The following is a 14,208-nucleotide window of genomic DNA, read 5'->3' as shown; positions in this document are numbered from 1 at the left end:
GGCGCAGGAGCCAACCCCCAGAAGCCGTCAAGCATCTCCTGACGACAAAACGTCAAGAATGTCCTGAGTCCTTACACTGACATGAACATCCGGCGGCCATGTCAGCCCACGCGGCCTGAGGTCCCTCATCGGCCGACGCCTGGCGCGGGTTGATCGCCCCTCACAACGTCGGTTTCGAGCAGGCCGCGTCCCTCGACCCCGTTGGGTCGGGCACGTGAGTGTCGTTTGGGCGCGACAGGAGTCACCACTCCCCCGGCGGTTCGCAGCCGGTGGCGGGCAAGGTATGTCGATGATCAGGGCCGGGAGCATGCTCGGGGGTTCAGCCGCAAGGTCGACGCGACCAACTGGCTGAACAAGCAAGTCAGCGATCAGGTAACCGGCACCTGGACCGACCCGGCGTTGTCCGGCGTCACCTTCGGCGTGATTGCCGAGCGGTGGATATCCACCAAGGGCCACCCGTGCACCCAAGACCGTCGCGGGGTTACCGCTCACTCCTTGACACGGTGATATTGCCGCGCCGGAAGGATGTACCGCTGCGTGAAGTCAGCTTCGATGACCTGCAAGTGTGGGTCAGCGGCTTGTCGGTCGATGGGTCGGCACGGTTCGAAGGCAGGGGGCTCAGCGCTTCTCGGGTGCGTCAGGCCCACCAGCTCATCGGCGCGGTGCTGAAGTTTGGCGGTGACAGCCTGATTTGGCCCCAGAGGGACGGCTTGGAACGACTCCACCTGTGTGGCGGCGGAGTGTCTGTCGGCTCCGGTTGAATCCTGAGCAGCCTGCTCCGGTCCATTGCACTTCCTCGCCTCGCCAAACCACCCACCACTAATAACAGAGAAAACATGTCAAATGTTAGGTAATGTTAGTTAAGATTGGGCATGATTTCTGGAACAGAGAACACACCGGCCTTCGCAAGGTTCTTGAAGGACACGCGGGAGTATTTTCGGTTCAGCCAACAAAGCGTCGCCGACGCGGGCGGCCCTCACCGCCAGCTGCAGGCCGCACTGGAGAAAGGCGACGAGCCCGAAGTTAGCTCCGCGGTGTTGTGCATGTTCGATCAGGCCTATGGCTGGCCAGTGGGATATACGCAGGCAGTGGCCGAACTTGGGGCTTACCAGCAGACGTTTGAACAACCACAGGCCTTGGCCGGCGACGAGCACGACCGTAGGGCTCTACTGGACTATCGCGACCAACGGGAACACGTGGTTGCTTCTGCGACAAAGACATTCGCGGCGCTGTACCGGCACGCCGAACGCGATTCGAAGACAGGGGCAGCGTATCTGGGTTTCTGTCCTGACACGGGCAAGCCGTGCTATCTCGAGGGGCCGGTGTTGACGAATCTGGGCTTCGACGTGCTGTACCCGATGGTGCTGGCCCGCCACGGCGTCACGACGATCGACACCGACGTTGCAGACGACGAGACCCTGTCCAAGCTGTGGGATCTGACCCTCGGACACATGGCTGAGGGCCTCGGGCAGAACAAGGTGGAGTGGTTTCGGATCGGCACTAACCGTCCAGACTTGGCGTCTGCGTCCCCAATCGCCATTGACCCGCTTCTTGGGATCACTACTCTTAGCGAGGCCAAACTCCTGGCAGCCGAGTTGCTGCGGATACGCCCCCACGTTCCCACAACCCCCTTGCAGGCTGGCTATACATTTCTTGCCGTTGTCGCCTTTGGCGAAGATACCTTCGCCACCTTGACCGAGCTGAAGCGTCAAGGTAGCGACCCCTACGCACGGGACTTCGACGCCCGGTTCACGGCGTTTTGGCAAAAGTTCTACGACCCCGCAGCTGGTCCCGACGTTGCCGAGCCCGACCGGTTTGCCTGCGATCTTCTTGGCGGTGTCATGTTCGGCCGCAGCAACGGGATGGAGATGAGCATCGGTTACTACAACGGGCAACGGTACCCAAGGTACGACTTCGCCCGCACTGTCAGCCAAGAGTCACTGATGGATGCGGACCGACCGCCGGCGATCGTTGTCTACGACGGGAAATGCGCGCCAGAGCTACCCACAGTTCAGTCCTCGCAATGGAAGACAAGGGCGCTCACTTTCTATAACGTCGATCTCGACTCGACCGGAGTTCTCCACCCGACCCTTGGACGGTATCCGTACATGCGGGTAGGAATCACCTCTGCCGATGATCGAGCGATCCTCGCTCACCGCGACCCCGAGATCGTAGGAACGCTTACGCATCGCATCGGCAGGCAAGCAATTTACTGCAGCTCCAATCGAGCGCAGCGGGTGTGGATCCCCGGGCGATAAACGTGGGGAGCTGGCTTTGAAGATCTCGACCTTCGAGGAGGCCACGGATCCGTACAGTTCGCATTCGATGGTAGAAACGCCGGTGGGAGGTTTGCAGGTGAGCGAGCCTGAGTCGGTGCCTGACCAGCCCGATGAGATTGCCGGCTACCGTATCGACCGCGTCTTGGGTCGCGGCGGTATGAGCGTGGTGTACCTGGGGCGACACTCCGTCTTGGGCCAGTTGGCGGCGCTCAAAGTGCTACCCCGGGAACTGGCTGGCAATCCTGACATCCGCGCTCGCTTCGAGCGCGAGGGTCAGACCACCGCTCGGCTAGCACACCCGAACGTCGTGGCGATCTACGCTCGCGGCGAAACCCAGGACGGGCAGTTGTGGATCGCGATGCACTACGTCGAGGGCACCACTGCCGAGGCGGCATTGCGGGCGGGTTCGATGACCCCTGTGCGTGCACTACGGGTGGTCAACGAGGTGGCCGAGGTACTGGACTACGCCCACAGGTGCGGGATCGTGCATCAGGACGTCAAGCCGTCCAACATCCTGCTGGGTGGGCGCCCGGATGGGCGGGAACGGGTCGTCCTCGCCGACTTCGGCGCCGCCGAGGTCGTATCGGCGGCATCGGAGCGCGAGCATGGAGGCGCTCTGGTTGCTAGTTTCGCCTACACCGCACCGGAGGTGATCACCGGCGAGACCGCCATCGACGGGCGCGCTGATGTGTATTCGCTTGGGTGCACGTTCTTTCGACTCCTGACCGGCTCAGTCCCGTTCCCTGGGTACTCCACTGCCGCAGCCATGGCCCACGCGCATGTGGAGCAAGCCGCTCCAAAGCTCTCAGCGCTCCTGCCCTGGGCTCCCCCGGCGCTCGACGAGGTCATGTCCAAGGCGCTCGCCAAACGTCCCGCGGATCGTTACACCACGGCCGGTGAGTTTGCCGCTGCGGCCACGCACGCCTTGAGCCCCTCCCCCCGTCCTTCCCCGACCACCCCCCTGCCGCCGCGCGTATCGGTGACGCCGGTCCCTTCGAGAAGGCCAGCCCACCACCCTGGGGCCAAGCGGTCGATGGTCCTGCTGGGCGGTGCCGCGGTGGCAGTCCTCGTTACGGTGGTGCTGGCCTGGCTGGGGCTTTCCGGCCACGACGACCGCATGGTGACAGCCAGCCCTCCCCCGATGACCCACATGTCAGCACCTTCACCACGAAAGATTCTGCTGCCCAATGGGTATCCGCCTGGCGCGTGCAACCCACAGGCTCCCACGAACCCAAGCGCAGAGGTCATTATGAGTTGCGGGCCCAATCAAGATCCCGGTGGCCCGATCTCGGGGACCTACTCGTTGGCACGCGACGCGCAATCACTGCAGGAAGCATTGGCACATGTCATCGCAACCGCAGCGACTGTGGTGTGCCCGGGCAACATGCAGTCCCCTGGACCCTGGCGGCGCCTCGCCGACCCGGCCACACCCAAAGGCACGCTTTTCTGTGGCATCGCCACCGACGGACGACCACTGATCGCCTGGACCTTCGACCCCGACCGGTTTTTGGCCGTCGTGGAATCAGCACCGACCCCCGACGGGGCAGCGCTCAACAACCTCTACGCGTGGTGGGCGTCGCACTCTTAAGCTGGCGCGGCCGGTCTCATCTGACAGCGCCGATCGCTGGCCGCGATGTCAGCGGGGACACCCCAGACCCGCCCGAAAGCAACGGATGCAGACGGATGTCGTCTACCCACGCCGACCCGTGCAGCGCTTGGGCCGACCAGAGTGCGATCGCCACAGTGGCCGGGCCCGCCAGCTGCAGCGGCACGCAGCGCTCACCGTAGGCGAAGGTCACTGTGCGCGAATGCAAGTCGGGATAGAACTCGGTGACGTAGCCGAACCAGAAGTCGGTGAACGTCCCGTCTGAGCGACTGCACATCAGCCGCTCATCGGTGATGATGACAGTGCACAGGCGCTGCTCGCGCCATTGTGGGACTTCATCACGCTGGGCCTGCTTACGGCGTCGACTATTGGCAACCCCTTGCGCCGCCAGCATTCCGGCCATCAGCAAGGGGCTGCCCATGACAAAGGTCGAGGACCGCTGGTAGCTTCCATCTCCTCCAGCAACGAGTCGACTGGAGATCGCCGTGGTGCATAACCGGGCATGCTCGTCGTCGTTCAAGATTGGGCCGTACACGGCGATTGACGGAGCCGGCGCCCCCGAGGCCAACGCGGCCGCGCACCCACAGGCATACTCCCACCAGGGATCGCGGACAACGATTTGTGTGCTCATCTGATCACCATCCCAGCCGTCGAGCTGAATAGCGGCAAGCGTATCTCCCGGGTGTGACAAGCCATGGTGGCGTCACGGGCAGCGTCCACGTCGCGGGAGATTGCTCGATGAACATCGGAGGCAGGGGGAACCGTCCGGCCCGTGACGCCGATTCCAACGGTAACACCGCGGCGGGACAGTTCCTGGGGATGTCGACGCCGATCGCTCATGGGGCGACCTGAACAGTCGCGTCGCGTAGCGCAGTGTTCACGCGTAGCCGCATCGCCCGCAGCGGCCCGCAGTGGGCGATGCCGCCATGGGGGGCTCGAACGACTTCGGGTCCGATCACCCATGCCCTCTCCCCCAACGTAGTTCGATGCGTATGGCGAACCGAGGCGTCGGTGTGTCCATACCGTCTTCTCGATCGTACACCCATTGCAGATTCGCATGTTCACCGATTGCATTATATGCCTATCTTGCCGCACTGCAGATGGCCGCCCGCTAAGAGGCAACCCGTCCCGGTTTTGCTTCAAAGACTCCGGTCGCCGTCATTACTGCTGCGCTGGCGGTCCCGCTCGCGATCATTAGCTTCACGCTGTGTTCGATATTCGGATGCGCGGTGTCGTTCGACGAGACGCTGGGCGGCGCGGTAACTCTCGGCATCGACGAGACCGGCGTCGGCGATCAGCGCGGGAGTGGGATTAATGTCCAGCGTCCATCCTGGTTGGCGGCCCGCTTCGAGCATGCGTTCGCGGGCTGCCGCTGAGGCCGCTTGGGCGGCCTCGCTTTGCGCTTCCAAACGCAGTTGGGCGCTGAGGGTCTCGAGTTCGAGGCGTTTGGCGGCTAGCTCGTCGGCGTGCTCGAAGTCCCCGAGGCTGGTGCTGTCGTAGTCGTCGAGCTCGTTTTGTAGGGTCGCGGCGCGACGCTCGAGTCGAATGTTGAAATGCGGAATATCCTTGTAGGCGTTCTCCATTCGCTGTAAGAGCCCGCGCGCCTTGGTGATGTGGTTGGTTCCGGCGGCTCTAGGCAAAGTGGCGAACAGGTCAGCCTCCTCGATACCCACGGTGGTCGACGGCACATCCAGAGTAAGTTGCAGTTCGCCTTTGAGGTGGCTTCGTCGGGCGGTAATGCTGATTCCGTTGAGGGTGGCGTCCACGGGTCGGGTGTCAAAACTGGACTTGTCCCTAAGCGCGGCGTAGGCGTCGCGGCAGGCCGCAGCGAACGGGACGGCTGCTTGACTACGTTCGACATAAGATCGGCCGCCGACGACGACAGTGGGCGCTTGGTCTGTGTGGGCGGCGATCGTCTCGAGCACGGGCTCAAGAATGTCGAGTTCTTCTCGGGCCCGGGCGAGTTCGCGTTCGGTGTCTCGGCGTTGATGTCGGCGGCGGGCTGCGGCATCACGGTGGGCGGATTCGAGCGCGGAGAGCCGTTGGACGTCCTCGGCGAGTTGGACTTGCTTGATGTAGCGGGGGTCTCCGGTGGCGATGGCTTTGGTTTCGGCCGCGGCACCGGAAATATCTCCTCCCCCGAGGTCCTCGATTTCGTCGATGTCGACTTCGCCGCGTTTGATCTGTTCGATGAAGCGGGCCTTGGCTTCGACTTTCTGCCACATCACCGTGTCGTAGGACCCTTCGGTGACGTAGTTGACGATGTCGACTTCGGGGTTTTGGTTGCCTTGTCGAATGATGCGGCCCTCGCGTTGTTCGAGGTCGGCCGGCCGCCAGGGAACATCGACGTGATGGAGGGCTCGCAGCCTGGTTTGAACGTTGGTTCCGGTGCCCATTTTCTCGGTGGACCCGATCAGCACCGAGATTTCGCCTGTCCGGCATCGCTGGGCCAAGTTGAGCTTGTCGGCCGGTTTGACCGCGTCATGGATGAACGCGATGGATTCTCTGGGCATGCCGCGGGCGACGAGCTCGTCGCGAATCGCGGCGTAGATGGTGAACTGGCGAGGGTCCTTCGACGGTGTGCCGCGGTCGCAGAACACGATCTGGAAGGCCCCTCGGATCGGCATTTCTTGCCCGGTTTCGGGGTCTCGGTAGATGTTGTCGATGTTGGCGCGGTGCAACGCAATAATGTCGTCGGCGACTTCAGTGGCGCGTGAGATCGCCGGCGGGTCCAGGTTAGCCAGGCGTGGGTCCAAGGACACGTTACGGCCGTCGTTGGCGATCTTGAGCTGGTTGTCCTTGTCGGGACGCTTGGGGTCGAGATGATCGAGGCGCCAGCCTAAGTCGGTGATGAAGTCTTTGACTTCCTGGGAAGGGGTGATGCTCACAACCCGTCGGCGTCCCCCGGCCAGGTGTGGTAGTTCAACGGGGACTTGGTCGCGGGTGACGACGTCAGTGAAGATCGACGACAGGGCCAGCAGTTCGGGCAGGTTGCAGAATTTTCCGACCCTGGTCACCGTGCGCAGGCTGGTGCCAGTGGCGTTGACTTCCACGCTGCTGACCGGGGCGGTAAAGGTCGCACCCCAGTCGTTGATGTCAGCGACACCGGCAGCGGCCAGCAGATCCGGGCGCAGGTAGTTCTGCATGACCCAGAGTTCGCCGAGGGAGTTGGCCACGGGGGTGCCGGTGGCGAAGGTGGTGACGCGCTCGACAACCTGCTCGGGGCGCAGGCCGGCGGCGCGGCCCTCGTCGTGGCGGCGACGTCGAAGTACTTCCAGTTTCATGGCGAGGTCTTCGGCGCGCTGCGCGGCCGCCGGACATGACAGTTCCTCGATATTGCTCAGGCGCCCTTTGTTTTTGTACATATGGGCTTCGTCGATGAAAAGGTAGTCGCCACCGGTTTCTTCGAACTTCAGGCCGGTGTCTTTGCGCTCCTGCTTGCTCAGGTCGCTCAGGCGCGTCGCGAGCCGCTTCTTCTGCTGTTCGACGCGCTTCTTGCTGACTGAGGTCTCGGCGCGTTCGGCGTGATTCTCTAGCTCGTCGAGCTGGCGTTGCACGTAGTCGACTTGGGTGTCTTCACTGACGCCGATCGCAGTGAACAGGCTTTGGGGCATGATGACCATGTCCCAGTCGGTGGTGGCTGACTGGGCGACAAAGCGGCGGCGCCCGTCGGGGTCGGTGCCGGCGGTGCCGAGAAGTATGCGCGCTGCCGGGTACCACTGGGCGGCTTCGCGGCCTACTTGTTCCACGATATGGTTGGGAACCACGATCCATGGCTGCTTGCACAGGCCCAAACGCTTGAGTTCCATGGCACCCATCAGCATGGACCCCGTCTTGCCAGCACCGACCGTATGATCAAGCAGCACAGTGGGTTCGGCGATGATGCGGGCGACGGCGTCTCGTTGATAGTAGTGCGGTTCGAACCGGTCCGATAGACCCGGCAGGGTGAGTTTGTCGCCTCGATGTTTCGGGGCAACGAGGCTGTTGAAGCGCTTGTTGAACTCGGCGACCAGTTCTTCGCGACGCTGCTCGTCATCAAAGATCCACTTCTGGAACTCGTCGGTGATCTTGGCGGCTTTAGCTTGGGCAGCGAACGTCGCTTCGAAATCGATGCTGGGGCGCCCGGTTTCAGCCACCTCCTCGGCGGGGCGGTGGACGGTGATCGCTTTGGAGTTGCACAGCGCATCGAGCAGCTCGATCGCGTCTTTATGGGCTGTACCCCACGTCTCGGTCATCAGGACCGATTCACGTTGGTAGCGTGCGCATTCCACCGACCAGGTGCCCCCGATGTGGTCGGCGACCACAGTGTGGGCGCCGAAGGTTTCGCGGGCGAACTGGGCGACGTATTTGGCGTCGATCCACGGTGCGCCCGGGCGAGTCTTGATCTGGGAGGCTTCTTTGTCACGCGGAACGACCTCCCGCAGCGCGGTGACATAATCCTGATAGGCCGGATCACGCTGGGCCGCGGCAGTGGCGGCGGCCAGCTTCTGGCGGACGTTGCCCGAGAGCGCGGTGGCTGCCGGGACTAGCTTGTCGGGATCATTCAGTGATGGGTAGGCCAGTCCACGGAGCTGTTCTGCGGCGACGGCCTGATCAGTGCCCAATAGATTTGCGATGTAGGCGATGTCGATGCGCTGGTGCTGGTCGATGCTGATGGCGAGAGCATCTTCGATGGTGGCGGCGGTCTGCGGGACGGCACGGACATTGAGGACGTCAACGGAGAAAATCGGAGCTTTGAGTGCCTGGCCGGCTTGTTCGTCGAAGATCTCCAGGGCCGCGACGTTGGCCCACCGGGGATCGTATTTCATGCCGCCATCGAGATGGGGGCGCCGCTTGTAGGGGCTGGCGGGTTCCCACGCTTTCTGCGACCACTCCTCGATCAGGTGCTCGGGAACGGGACCGCGGTAGGGCACTCCGTCAGCACCACGGGTTTTGCGCCACGATTCTTCGGCCTTGGCGACTTTGCGGTCGTGAGCCTCCTGGGTCGGGGGTGCAGGATAAATCCATTTGAAGCGGTTGATCGGGCCGTGTTTGGCGACATAACCGTCGTAGAGCTTGTTGAGGTGCGCGCGCAGCTGCTCGCGCACCGCGAGGGGCTGATCGTCACGTTGGGAGGCGATGACCGCGGTCGCAGCGTCGCGCAGTTCGATCAACGAACGGGTCTCGCGTAGACGGCTTTTCGGGGTGCGTTGTTCTTCCCAACTGTGGCCACTCCAGCGTTGGATGCTGTCGGTGGGTGGGTGGTAGCGCAGTGTGTCCATGGGGGGCTGGTCAACGCGTTCGGCGGCGGTGAATAAGCCGGCGTCAAAGACGCTGTCATCGACCTCGATGAGGGAGTCGGCGGTGGCCGTGAGTCCCTTATCGTGGGTCAGGGCGTATTCGACGATGTCGGACAGGCGCTGACGTACCTGTTGCGCCAGGGCTTCGCGGGTGGGCTGCTCCCCCACGACTTTGAGGGTGGGCGAGCCGTGGATCCCTTTGCCGAGGGCGTAGGCGCCCAGGACGTGGTCGGGATGGTTGAGGAAGTATTCATTGATGTGGAAGGCGTCGTCGGCTTTCTCGGCGCCAAAGACGCTGCGGTCGACGAGGTGGTCGATGTCTTCGAAGGGAATGTCTTCGGTGTCGATCCAGCGGGTCAGGTCGTCCTCGGCGGCCTGGTCGGTGTCTTTGCGGCGCAAGACCAGGATATCGGTGACGACTTCGGTGCCGGCAACACGCTTAAAGGCGCTCGACGGTAGGCGTACCGCGCCGATGAGGTCGGCTTTGGCGGCCATGGAGCGTCGGGCCCGGGAATCCAAGCTGTCCAGGGTGTAGCGGCTGGTCAAGACGGTGACGTAGCCGCCGGGGGCGGTGAGGCTGATTGCCTTGTTGATGAAGTGGTTGTGGATGCTGAATCGGCCCGGATTGTGGGCGGGGTCGACCAGGGTGAAGTTGCCGAACGGGACGTTGCCGATCGTGGCGACGAATGATTCGGCCGGGACGCGGGTGGTTTCGAAGCCTTCGGCGCGGATCTGGGCGTGTGGGTAAAGGGCGGCGGCGATGGCGGCGGTGACTGTGTCGTTGTCGACGCCGACCATGACCGCGGCCTTGGGGGCGAGGCCGATGAATGTTCCTGCCCCGCAGCCGGGTTCGAGGACTCGTCCATCGTGCATCCCGGCCTGGCGCAGCGCATCCCACATGGCCGCGGCGATGAGCGGGTCGGTGTAGTGGGCGTTGAGGATGCTCGCCTCGGCGGCGCGGTAGGCATCGGGGCCCAGCGTTTGGCGCAGCTGTTCGCGCTCGGTGGCGTAGGTGTCGTTGCGGCGGTCGAAGAGCTCGGCGCAGGCGCCCCATCCTGACCAGGTCGCCAGCACCTCCTTCTCGGCGGTGGTGGCGGGGCGTCTGTCCTCACGGTTGAGCCGCTCGAGGACGTCGATGGCAGCGAGGTTGGCGTGGATGCGCGCTTTGGTCCCCGAGGGCACCCGGATTTCGGTGCTGAGCACAAACGGCTGCGCCGGGTCTTCGACGGGCGCAGAGCGGATCTCCAGCGCTGGCGGTTGTGATGGCGCCAGCTGTGCGGTAGGTGCTTGCTGCCAGCCGGGTATGTCAGTAGACGCGTCGGTTCTGGTCGCGGCCACCGCCGCCGTGGTCGGCACTGGTGGCACATCGGTGGCCGACGGCGGCGCAGCGGGAACCGCCGGTGGTCGCGCCGCTGGCAGCGGTGTGCCGCCGGGGTCGATCGTGGCGGGGTCTGTGGGTTGGTCGAAATCCTCGAACAGCGACAGCTGCGGCTTGGGCTCGGTTACTCCACGGGGTAACCGTCGGCCCGAAGATCCTCGTACACCAGGGGCGCCAGGTCGGTGGCCAGGGGATGCTGGGGACCGTCCGGAACCGGGAGTTCGTCCTCCAGGCGGGCGCTGAGGAGGTAGGCCGCCTTGATGCGGAACATCACCGAAAACTGCGGGGCGGGCCACACCATCTCGGTCAGCGCCTCGATCCGCTCCCCCGGCTCGCTGCGATACCGCGCGTCGTTCCACCGCTGATTCCACGGCACCTGACTGGGCGGCAGCGGCTGATGCAGAGGCGGGTCGAAGTCCACCGTCTGCTCCGAAGGCTCCGGAATCTGATCGTAGAGTTCCTGGCGCACGACCGCCTCGCGGGCGTTCTGCAACGCTGTCTGGCGCAACTTCACGGTCGTTTGATAGTCCGGATGCTGGCCGTGGCGTGCGGTCCATTGCTGAATCGACGATGCCGCCAGGTCGTCGGCCATCTGCGCTGCCAACCGGTCCAGTCGGGCGGTCTCCTCGCGCAGAAACCGATCCTTGTGCTGCGGTGTCCAGTCCCGAGGTAGCTCCAGCCACTGGCGGTACACCTCGTTGACCACCTGGCCCATCCACTCGGTCACTGGTCTCGTCAATCTCCTCGAAGCTGAACAAATCTGGCTGTTGGTCGCCGTGTTGGCGGGCCATAGTGTTCTCCCGATGCCGCTAGTCATGAGTACATCTCCTGATCTGCGGCATCGGCGGAAATAGCCGTGCCCGTGCCCGGTGAGCGGGCCGGCAGGACTGCCCTGCTGCCTGGCCACCTGAATGCCGACGTCATGTTGACGCCGGGAAACTTGCGCGGTGTTGCGGTGGGGTCAAGTCTTCGATAACCAGATGCGCCTGTGCCAGCGCCTGATCGATATCCCTCGCCTGCTGGTTGAGGGTTTCTTGCTGACGTTCGATGCGGGTCTTGAGCAACTTGAGCCGGTCCACGATCGAATGGATCGGAACGATCGCGGGGTGCGGTTTCACCTCGATACGCCGATTCACGGGCTTGCCGCCTTTAAGCGCAGCCAATGCCGAGCCGGGCTCCCACATCAGGTGGGTATCTATGCGCTCCAGTGTTTCGGCGTTGGGGCTGTACCCACGCTTACCCATCGTTGCCAGGGTCGTACGTCCCGGACCGCCGACAGCAGCCAGGCGGCTTTTGCTCATCTGCAACTCCAGGAGCCGCTTCTCGATCCACATGCGCAGGTTGTCGTAATCGTCGTCGGCGTCGCGGTTAACAACAGGCCCTTGCCGCTTGCCGACGCTTGCCTCACGTGTCTTCGGTTCCGAACCGTACATCGTGGCGTGAGCAGAACCGGGTAGCCAGGACAGAAGTTCATCGAGTTTAGACAACGTGCTGCGGCCGGGAATCCGATCATCTTTCCCGAGGAGGTTCAGCGTCGACCTCGACACCAAGCCGAGCTTGCTCGCTTCCAACTGGCTCATCCCGAGCTCGGCGAGCCGCACATTCATGTACTTGGCCAGGCGCTTCACGTCAGGCTCCACGGTGCTGCTGGCAAGCATCTCAACGCGGCTTTCCGACAGCCCTGTCTCGGCCATCACGTAAGCAATGGGATGGCCGTCGCTGAGCAAGGACCGCGCCAAGTCGGCGGCGGCGTCCTCGTCTAACGGCGCGGCGGTGATGATGACCCTCCTGATGTCCCCATGGCCAAGACCCCGATGCTGAAATCGTACATCTCCCAGTATGACACCGGTAGAACAACAGCAGCATCAGCGCAACACAGTCATGTTTACGTTATTTAAGCAACTTTCTAGGCGAAAGCCTCAAATCTCACAGCAGCGCACCACGATTTGGCCTTCGTTTGCGCGCTCGGGCGAAACCTTCGGGGTGCTGTGACAGCGCTAACCTGGACGTTCGTGTGCCGCAGGTGGCATACTTTAGTCAGGAGCAAGGTACGGATTCTGCGGTTTCGGCCCCACGATCTGTCTGACCCCGGTTGATGGCTACGGCGCGCCGGGGTTGCTCTGCATTCAGGGGCAGTTCAGCACCCGAACGATGTGTTCGATCGGTTCCAGCAGATCCTTCTCCTGGTGAGTGATGCTGCGCCGGACCGCGGAGGACACCAGATCCGGTGGCACTGACGGCAGATCACCTTTTCCGCCCGCAAGTCCTTGACCGAGCCTGTGCACCGGGACGCGCGGCGAGCTGTCCGAAGCACGCGCGTCGTGCGGCGTCTCCGCCGTCGTCCCCGAGGGGCATTCGGCAGGACACGATGCACACTTCGGTGCCGTTCTCGTCGCCCAGGTACTGCGCCACCTCTACTGCCTGCTGGCGGCCGCATATGTGATTGAGAGTGCGGCGCGGTGCCGGCACTCGGCCCTTGCGTGCGGCGATGTAAAGCCCAGGCGTATCGAGTTGCGCTGATGCGCTAAGCGGTGAGAGCTTCCTCGGGTAGTGGTGTAGCCAGTAGGTCGGCGACGGTGGGCTCGAATAGCGCGGCCACGTTGACGCCACGCAGCTGAGCGAGGCGGGTTAAACGCGCGTGGTCTTCTGGGCGAAGGCGCAGGCCTACCATTTTCGTTCGCTGCCGGGTCTCGGTGCCCTTGCGCCGGGCCCGGTGTTCGGTTTGTGTCGCCACCACAGTTCCCCTCGACAACGATGCGTTTACTTTTTTGGAGCTACCGGTGGTTACCAGCGGCCGATGTCGTTAGTTTAGCCCACGAATGCCACTAATTTGCGGCATGACAGTCCCTTTGTGTCATCGATCCGCGTTAGAATGCCGCTAATTAACAGCATTCTGTGCCTAGGGCCGTGGTGGGAAGGGGACGCTCTCTGCGGGCGAGTCGAGGTCGATGAGCGAGTTGAAGCAAGCGCCACCGGGTGTGGAGACCACACCGACGGGTCCGCATGTGTTGCTGCAAGAGGCGGCGGCACGTCTGGGTAAGGACCCGCGCACCGTGGTGCGGGCGATCAAGGCCGGCCAGTTGCGTGGTGGCGCGATTCCGCGTCCTGAGCGGCTGCGGTGGTACGTCTACACAGACGCCCTTCCAGCGCAGCCCACCCCCCTCTCCCCTGCCGCGGTCTCGAGCACAGAGCTCAGCGACTTGCGGGCGCAGCTGGTGACCCAGGTAGAGGTCAATCGGCTGTTGATCGCGGCGCAGCAGGAGATGTTGGCGGCCGAGAGCAGCGCGGACCGGTATCGAGCCGCTGCCCAACATTATTTGGACGCGCTGGCGCAGTTCGTGACGCCCGGGCATTTGGGCGACTTGGCTGATCGCCTGTAACTGCGTGTTACCAGTTTTCGTAGCGCGCAAGCCCGGCCGTTCAGGGCCGGGTTAGCGCATTAAGTTTCGGCCTGCCTGGACCACTCGGCGGTCGGCGCTGTTGGTCGATGTATTGGGCGATGATCGACAAAGGGGCGCCGCCGCAGGATGCGGCGAAGTAGGACGGGGACCACAAGTGCCCGTTCATGCTGTGCTGGTTTACCCAGTAGTCTCTATGTCAACCTGACTCAGGACCACTGTGACGGCTTGATTCGGGACCACCTCGGCGAGGAGGTGGTGGCTCAGG

The 14,208-nt window shown here is 63.4% G+C and carries 8 protein-coding genes and 1 pseudogene; 4 read left to right on the top strand and 5 right to left on the bottom strand.

Annotated elements, in window-relative coordinates; all coding sequences use genetic code 11:
- The first annotated feature begins 225 nt into the window (after positions 1-225).
- The 3 genes from AWC08_RS25590 to AWC08_RS25575 all read left to right on the top strand — a co-directional run bounded on the left by AWC08_RS25590 (position 226) and on the right by AWC08_RS25575 (position 3,867).
- The gene (locus AWC08_RS25590) at positions 226-507 is read left to right on the top strand and encodes a hypothetical protein (RefSeq protein WP_085088397.1); all 282 of its coding nucleotides are present in this window, start codon (positions 226-228) and stop codon (positions 505-507) included.
- Positions 508-872: 365 nt separating this feature from the next.
- Positions 873-2,258: a helix-turn-helix domain-containing protein gene (locus AWC08_RS25580; RefSeq protein WP_085088391.1), complete on the top strand. Its 1,386-nt coding sequence runs from the start codon at positions 873-875 to the stop codon at positions 2,256-2,258.
- A 97-nt stretch (positions 2,259-2,355) separates the two neighbouring features.
- Positions 2,356-3,867: a serine/threonine-protein kinase gene (locus tag AWC08_RS25575; protein WP_244906540.1), complete on the top strand. Its 1,512-nt coding sequence runs from the start codon at positions 2,356-2,358 to the stop codon at positions 3,865-3,867.
- Between the two features lie 16 nt (positions 3,868-3,883).
- Here AWC08_RS25575 and AWC08_RS25570 read toward each other — a convergent pair whose 3' ends face one another.
- The 4 genes from AWC08_RS25570 to AWC08_RS25555 all read right to left on the bottom strand — a co-directional run bounded on the left by AWC08_RS25570 (position 3,884) and on the right by AWC08_RS25555 (position 12,239).
- Positions 3,884-4,516 carry a hypothetical protein gene (locus tag AWC08_RS25570; RefSeq protein WP_142283810.1) on the bottom strand — a complete coding sequence of 211 codons (633 nt, stop codon included), beginning with the start codon at positions 4,514-4,516 and terminating at the stop codon, positions 3,884-3,886.
- A 508-nt stretch (positions 4,517-5,024) separates the two neighbouring features.
- Positions 5,025-10,520, bottom strand: coding sequence for a helicase-related protein (locus tag AWC08_RS25565; RefSeq protein WP_244906539.1), 5,496 nt, complete (start codon positions 10,518-10,520; stop codon positions 5,025-5,027).
- Positions 10,521-10,666: 146 nt separating this feature from the next.
- Complete coding sequence (locus tag AWC08_RS25560) at positions 10,667-11,269, bottom strand: hypothetical protein (protein ID WP_244906538.1); 603 nt, start codon at positions 11,267-11,269, stop codon at positions 10,667-10,669.
- A 193-nt stretch (positions 11,270-11,462) separates the two neighbouring features.
- Complete coding sequence (locus tag AWC08_RS25555; RefSeq protein ID WP_155257044.1) at positions 11,463-12,239, bottom strand: hypothetical protein; 777 nt, start codon at positions 12,237-12,239, stop codon at positions 11,463-11,465.
- Between the two features lie 1,251 nt (positions 12,240-13,490).
- On the opposite strand from AWC08_RS25555, the gene AWC08_RS25550 reads away from it, so the two are divergent.
- Complete coding sequence (locus AWC08_RS25550) at positions 13,491-13,922, top strand: hypothetical protein (protein WP_036395629.1); 432 nt, start codon at positions 13,491-13,493, stop codon at positions 13,920-13,922.
- Between the two features lie 40 nt (positions 13,923-13,962).
- On the opposite strand, the pseudogene AWC08_RS25545 reads toward AWC08_RS25550, so the two are convergent.
- Positions 13,963-14,112: pseudogene (locus AWC08_RS25545) on the bottom strand (transposase); the annotation flags it as partial.
- Positions 14,113-14,208 lie beyond the last annotated feature (96 nt).

The sequence above is a fragment of the Mycobacterium gordonae genome (assembly GCF_002101675.1).
GTDB classification, from domain to species: domain Bacteria; phylum Actinomycetota; class Actinomycetes; order Mycobacteriales; family Mycobacteriaceae; genus Mycobacterium; species Mycobacterium gordonae.
This window is presented reverse-complemented; position numbering and strand designations above follow the sequence as displayed.